At 60.5% G+C, this 1,664-nt stretch carries 1 protein-coding gene; it reads right to left on the reverse strand.

Going from position 1 to position 1,664, the window contains the following annotated elements:
• Positions 1-1,649: FAD-dependent oxidoreductase (locus EN993_RS35505; protein ID WP_127266211.1), on the reverse strand; the 1,649-nt coding region annotated here is incomplete at its 3' end.
• Positions 1,650-1,664 lie beyond the last annotated feature (15 nt).

Consider the following 1,664-nt stretch of genomic DNA (forward strand, 5'->3'; position numbering starts at 1 on the left):
AGATAGAAGGTTCCTGTCTCGAGGCGGGCAACTACGTACTCGGCCTGGACGCCGCCTTTCGGTGTCAGATGATGGCTGAGGTTGACACGGCCGGTCTTCGGCAGTCGATTTGCAAGAACCCAGTCCAGCCAAGCCTCGGCACCAGGGCCGCTGACCTCGAATTTGGTCATCGGCGTCATTTCTACAAGACCGACGGCGTTGCGTACCGCATGAACCTCCTCGCCGATGTATTTGCCCTTCTCGGTCCAGCGCCAGCTGTACTGGTCCTTGGCTTCGACGCCTTTCGGCGCGAACCAGTTCGGCATTTCCCAACCGTTGAGCACGCCCCAGACGGCACCCCGCTCGGAGAGCCTGTCATAAGACGGCGCAGTCTTCTGAGGCCGGGCAGCAGGCATATCCTGACCGGGATAATGCAGCTCGGCATGGGTACCCCAAGCCTCACGGACCTTCTCGCGCGTCCAGTTTTTGTTGGCGTAGTCGCCGAAGCGACGCGAGTCGATCTCGGATGTGTCAAGACTGTTAGCGCCCTCCACGATGCGCTCGGAAAGATAATAGCCGATCGCTCCGCCCCACAGGATGCCGCCGGGCACGCCTTCGGCAATCCAGACATTTTCGAGACCCCAGGCAGGACCGACCAGCGGCAGTTCGTCGGCGGTCATCTGAAAAGGGCCACGCACATTGGCTTTGAGGCCAACACGGCCCAGCGCAGGGACCAGGTCCATCGCCCTTTCCCAGTTCCATGCGACCGCATCGAAATCTTCCTCGAGGAGATCGGCACCAAACCACTCCGGCACGCCGTTCTCGGCAAACAACTTCAGATGCTCGGTCTTTTCATAGGGACCGAACATCAGCCCGTCGCCCTCCTCGCGCAAATAGCCTTCAAAGCCCTCGTCGCGCAGGATCGGCATTTCCGGCAATCCCTGACGCTTGCGTTCGACGACCTCCGGAACCGCGTCCGTGATCCAATACTGATGCACGATCGGGATCGCCGGAATTTCGAGACCAAGCATCGCACCCGTCTGGCGAGCATAGTTGCCTGTGGCCGAAATGACGTGCTCGCAGACGATCTCCCCCTGACTGGTTTTTATTTTCCACTCGCCATTCGACATGCGCTCGAAGCTTCGGACCTCGGTGTTCGTGTAGATCTTGGCGCCACGATCACGCGCGCCCTTGGCCAGGGCCTGTGTCACGTCGGCTGGTGCGATATGGCCGTCATCGGGATGATAGAGGGCGCCGAGCATTGTCTTGTTGTTTTCAAGCAGCGGCCAGAGTGCACGCGCTTCGGCAGGCGATATGAGTTCAGCGCGGATCCCTTGAACCTCGGCGACGCTCATGTAGCTCTTGTACTCGTCGAACCGGTCACGCGTGTTGGCAATGCGCAGCTGACCGCATTTGTGCCAGCCGACATGCTGGCCAGTCTCCGCTTCGAGGTCCTCGTAGATCTCGATTGTCTTCTTGATCATCCGGCCGATGTTGATGCTGCGCGCGTAGGACGGGATAAGACCGGCGGCGTGCCAGGTGGAGCCGGCCGTCAGTTGCGTGCGCTCCAGCAGCGCGACGTCCGTCCAGCCGCGTTTTGTCAGACCGTAGAGAATGGCCGCGCCTACGCAGCCGCCGCCGACAACTACGGCTCGAGCATGACTTTGCATGAGAAGAGTATCCTC

Source organism: Mesorhizobium sp. M7D.F.Ca.US.004.01.2.1, from assembly GCF_003997785.1.
In the GTDB taxonomy this organism is placed as follows: Bacteria; Pseudomonadota; Alphaproteobacteria; order Rhizobiales; family Rhizobiaceae; genus Mesorhizobium; species Mesorhizobium loti.